This is a genomic window from Allosphingosinicella sp., from assembly GCF_036387215.1.
Lineage (GTDB): Bacteria > Pseudomonadota > Alphaproteobacteria > Sphingomonadales > Sphingomonadaceae > Allosphingosinicella.
Map to the genome: position 1 here is coordinate 1 of NZ_DASVUE010000420.1, position 4,206 is coordinate 4,206.

Annotated in this window: 6 protein-coding genes; 3 read left to right on the plus strand and 3 right to left on the minus strand. The window is 66.7% G+C overall.

The window, feature by feature from the left end; all coding sequences use genetic code 11:
* Positions 1-419: ATPase domain-containing protein (locus VF662_RS16010; RefSeq protein WP_464142951.1), on the minus strand; the 419-nt coding region annotated here is incomplete at its 3' end.
* A 114-nt stretch (positions 420-533) separates the two neighbouring features.
* Between VF662_RS16010 and VF662_RS16015 the strand changes: the two genes are divergently transcribed.
* Positions 534-857: an HPF/RaiA family ribosome-associated protein gene (locus VF662_RS16015; RefSeq protein ID WP_464142952.1), complete on the plus strand. Its 324-nt coding sequence runs from the start codon at positions 534-536 to the stop codon at positions 855-857.
* 48 nt (positions 858-905) lie between these two features.
* Positions 906-1,601, plus strand: a complete 696-nt coding sequence (locus VF662_RS16020) for an endonuclease/exonuclease/phosphatase family protein (protein WP_464142953.1) — start codon at positions 906-908, stop codon at positions 1,599-1,601.
* Here VF662_RS16020 and VF662_RS16025 read toward each other — a convergent pair.
* Positions 1,543-2,967: a serine hydrolase domain-containing protein gene (locus VF662_RS16025; RefSeq protein WP_464142954.1), complete on the minus strand. Its 1,425-nt coding sequence runs from the start codon at positions 2,965-2,967 to the stop codon at positions 1,543-1,545. The two genes, VF662_RS16020 and VF662_RS16025, sit on opposite strands and share 59 nt — an antisense overlap.
* 113 nt (positions 2,968-3,080) lie before the next feature.
* Positions 3,081-3,587, minus strand: a complete 507-nt coding sequence (locus VF662_RS16030; protein ID WP_464142955.1) for a septal ring lytic transglycosylase RlpA family protein — start codon at positions 3,585-3,587, stop codon at positions 3,081-3,083.
* A gap of 307 nt (positions 3,588-3,894) precedes the next feature.
* On the opposite strand from VF662_RS16030, the gene VF662_RS16035 reads away from it, so the two are divergent.
* Positions 3,895-4,206: insulinase family protein (locus tag VF662_RS16035; protein ID WP_464142956.1), on the plus strand; the 312-nt coding region annotated here is incomplete at its 3' end.

A 4,206-nucleotide genomic window follows, 5' to 3' on the forward strand; every position in this document is an offset into this window, starting at 1 on the left:
AGGCGGCGGGCGCGGAGCCGCACCTGATCGGCCGCTTCCTCTCCCGAGATATAGGCGACCGGAAGACCGCGGGAGGCGATGTTGGCCGCCGCCTGCAGGAGCAAGGTGGACTTGCCGATGCCGGGATCGCCGCCGATCAGGGTCGCCGAGGCCGCGACCAGGCCGCCGCCGACGGCGCGGTCGAACTCCTTGATGCCGGTGCTCATCCGCTCGGGAAGCGCAACCTCCGCGTGGAGACCGACGAGTTCGACCGCTCGGCCGCCGCTTCGGAGGTCGTGGCGCGCGGAGAAGGGCGTCACCACCGCGCCCGCATCCTCCACCAAGGTGTTCCATTCGGCGCAGTCGCCGCACTGCCCCTGCCAGCGGCTGCTGACCGAGCCGCAGGCCTGGCACACATAACGTCTTCTTGGCTTCGCCATCGCCGTTGAAGCTAATGTCGGGCGGGACGAACGGCCAGAGAATTTCGCCGAAGCCGGGAACGGCTCCGCCCGCCCCGGCATTGTGAGGGGAACGAGTTAGAGTGGAGAGAGGCCTTGTTCATCCAGATCAATACCGACAACCAGATCGACAGCGACGCCGAGCGCGACGCGCGGATCGAGGAGCAGATCCGGCAGCGGCTGGCGCGGTTCGAAGGGCGCATCACCGACCTCGAGGTGCACGTGTCGGACATCAACGGGCCGCGCGGCGGCGCCTCCGACCTCCGCTGCACGATGGAAGCGCGCGTGAACGGCGTTCCTCCGGTCGCGGTTGCGGATCATGGCGCGACGGTGGACCGGGCGATCCTCGGCGCTGCGAAGAAGGTGGTTCGGGCGCTCGACCATCAGCTCGGCAAATTGAGCGATCGAAAGGGCCATTGACCCCTCGGCGGTTGCACGGGTGGACCTCAGCCTTCAATGCGGGCCGCAATGATGCGGGTCGCAAGCTACAATATGCGGAAGGCGATCGGCACCGACCGGCGGCGGCGGCCGGAGCGGACGCTGGAAGTGCTGCGCGAGCTCGATGCCGACGTGATCGCGCTCCAGGAGGCGGACCGCCGCTTCGGAAGCAGGGCGAGCGCCATGCCGCTCAGCCTCATCGAGGAGCATAGCGACTATAAGCCGGTGCCGCTCGGCGCCCGCTCCGGAAGCCTCGGCTGGCACGGCAACGCGCTGCTCGTGAAGAAGCATGTCGAGGTGATCGACAAGGAGCTCGTCCATCTCCCCTCGCTCGAGCCGCGGGGGGCGGTGCTCGCGGACCTCAAGGTGAACGGGATGGAGCTCAGGGTGGTGGGCATGCACCTCGACCTGTCGGGGCTTTGGCGGCGGCGGCAGGCGCATGCGATCCTTGCCCATCTCGATGCCCGCGATGGCGAGCCGCCGACGGTGCTGATGGGCGATTTGAACGAATGGAGCGTCCGCGGCGGATGCCTGCGCGAGTTCGGGCACCGGCACCGGATCGCGGAATGCGGGCGAAGCTTCCACGCCCGCCGGCCGATCGCGCAGCTCGACCGGATCATGGTCAGCGAAGCATTGGAGATCGTCGAAAGCGGCGCGCACCAGAGCGCTACCGCGCGGAAGGCTTCCGACCATTTGCCGATCTGGGCTGAGCTTCGGCCGCTTTAGCCTTGGCGGCAGCCGGCGGCGGCGACGCGGGCGCCTCCTCCTCCTCCTCTTCCTTCAGCATCTCCTGCGGCTGCGGCAGCGGCGGCCCCTTCTTGCCGTCGAGCTCCATCCAGTCCTTGAACGGAAGCCGGAAGATCATGTCCATGACCTCGAATTCGAGGCCGCCGGGCTGCGTGGCCGACGAATTCCAGAGGGCGACGACGCCGCTCTTGCTCTCCGGGTCGAACATCACGAGCGACCGGTAGCCGGTGACGCCGCCGCGGTGGCCGATGATCCTGTGCCCGGCATAATCGTAGATCCGCCAGCCGAGGCCGTAGGCCGCCGTGTTGAGGCGCTCGCGGAACTTCCGCATCCGCCCAAGCTCGCCGGGCGTGCTCGCGCGCGGCGACTGGACGGCGGAGAGCACCTTAGGCGACAGCACTTCGGGCGCCTCCCCCATCTGCGCCTGCATCCAGATGGCGAGGTCCTTGATCGACGAATTGACGCCGCCGGCTGCGGGTACGCGGTAATAAGGCTCGGTCACCTCGACCGGCTTCGAATTTTTCCCGCCGCGGTGCGGGCGGGCCCAGCTTCGGGCGGTCACGAGGCCGTCGCGGGACATGGTGGCGGAAGACATTCCGAGCGGCAGGAACAGCTGCTCGCGCACCGCCTGCTGGTAGGGCTTGCCGGTCACCTTCTCGACGATTTCGCTGGCGGCGTCGTAGGCGACGTTCTGATAGGCCCAGCAGCTTCCCGGCGGACAGATCGAATTCAGCGTCGCGAGCTCCGACCGCAGGTAGCGCGGGTTCATGCCGTCCTCGAGCTTCGAATCGTTCGCATGGCTGAAGAGGCCGAGCCGGTGCGAAAGGACGTCGCTGACGGTGGCGCGGTGCTCGTTCCCCGCCGGAAGCCGAAGCGAGACGGCATATTTGGCGACCGGCTCGTAGAGCGAGAGCCGGCCGTCCCCTGCAAGCTTGGCTACCATGTCGGCAGCCACGCCCTTCGAGACGGAAGCCCAGCGGAAGATCGTGTCGGCCGTGACCGGCTCGTTGCCGCCGCCATAGGTGATCCCATAGCCTTTGACGAAGCGGATCTCGCCATTCTCGACGATACCGACCGCAAGGCCGACCATGCTCGGCTCCTGCGCAAGCCGCTGCAGCCGCTCGTCGAGCCGGCGATAGTCGATCCTGGCCGGCGCCCGGCGCTTCGCTTCGGCGATGGTGAGATCGGGGGCTCCGTTGCCGGGGAGGTTCTCCGGCGCGGCGTCGGGCGATGCCGGGCGCCAGCTGAACGAGACGCTGGTCGTAACCCAGGCGGCGACTAGGAGGGCCGCGGCGGCCGACAGAATGACGACCGGCTTCTTCAGCGAACCTCTCCGACGCGGCACTTATTCATATTGAATCAGGCCGGCGACATGCGCCGGCCCCGGATCCTGACTGCTTGATGTTTCTTCGGGAGTGATAGGGGCGGCCCGCGCCCCCGGCAAACGCTTTGTCGGGCTCAGGCGATGAGCGCGAGTTTAACCCGGGCCTTGCCGGAGCGGACCATGTTGATCTGCTGCGCAGCCGCATAGGAGATGTCGATGAGGCGGCTCTTCACGAACGGGCCGCGATCGTTGATGCGGACGACGACGCTCTTGCCGTTGGCGGTGTTGGTGACCCGGATCTTGCTTCCGAGCGGGAGCGTGCGGTGCGCCGCAGTGAGAGCGCGCGGATTGAAGCGCTCGCCGCTGGCGGTGCGGTTGCCGGCAAGCTCGTTGCCGTAATAGCTCGCCTCGCCGGAGCCGATCTGCTTGCCTTCGGAAGCCTCTTCCTCGACCGCGTCCTCGACGACCGCCGGAGCCGGCACGGCCGGAACGGCGACGACGGCAGGGTCCTGAGCAGTCTGGACCACCTGCAGCACGTTGCTGGGAATATCCGCCTGAAGCGGCGTTGCAGAGATCATGCCGGCGGCGATGAAGGCCGCAAACAAGTGCACGCCGCGAAGGCGGTTGGAACGAACGGTCATTTAAAAAAGCCCCTCAGCTTTCGTTGGATCGGGGGCTAACCTGACGAAGTTAAGCGAGTCCCGCCGTTAGAGACGCGTTGAGCCTCATTTGCGTTGAGTTGAGCCATTTAAGGTAAATTTCGCGGAACTTCCGCGCTCGATTGAGAGCCGAAACGACTTCTTCACCCCCAGAAAGGAGGGATTCGCAGCAGCGAAATCCACGGAAACTGCACTGGCGCCTGCTGTGTCAGCGGGATATGACAGTGGCGGAACAGCCGCTTTTGCGAGCGGATAGAACAAGTTCACGCAAGTTCACGAGGGGAAAGCCATGACCGTGTCGTACCGCAGCCTGTTGCTCATCGGAGCGGCCGCCGCCGCGCTTGCGTCGCCCGCTTCGGCGCTGCCGCAGTCCAAGGCCCCGGCCGCCGCGGCTTCGAGCCGGATCGAGGTGCCGCCGCTGAACTTCACCGAGCGACGGCTGAAGAACGGTCTTCGGGTAATCGCGATGCGGGACACGACCACGCCCAACGTGATGGCGTCGGTCTGGTACGAGGTGGGATCGAAGCACGACCCGGAGGGCCGCTCCGGCTTCGCGCACCTGTTCGAGCACATCCTTTCGCGCAAGACGCGCAACATGCCC